The organism is Dellaglioa sp. CoH-57-MRSF-19 (assembly GCF_056781975.1).
In genome coordinates this window covers 1-326 of record NZ_JBXAXW010000210.1, presented here as the reverse complement: position 1 = coordinate 326, position 326 = coordinate 1, and the positions used below count along the sequence as shown (strand labels likewise).

Genomic DNA, 326 nt, shown 5'->3' with positions numbered 1-326 from the left:
AACTTAATCTTATGAACAGCGGAGTTACGTCGGCCCCACATCGGGAGATGATCCTGCGCCCATTGCGGTATCGGCAGTTCCTGATCAATGGGCTTTTCTACGTTATCGTCCATATGCGTCCTTTGCTGCCGTGAGTTCGAGATGCATCCAGTGATACTTGCGCACCCGCTCGATGTCCTTGTCGCGCAGACCCTTGAGTCGGCGGATGTCAGAGTTGTGGCGCAGGTCCGCGAGCTTGACGATGATCGAGTCGAGACTCGACTTCACGCGCTCAACGTACACGTCCAGCTCTTCGCCCGCGATCTTCGTGAGATTCCGGATTCCGT

1 pseudogene is annotated in these 326 nt (G+C 55.8%); it reads right to left on the bottom strand.

Annotation, left to right across the window (positions count from 1 at the left end):
• Positions 1–102: 102 nt before the first annotated feature.
• Positions 103–326: pseudogene (locus AC1RO3_RS08965) on the bottom strand (hypothetical protein); the annotation flags it as partial.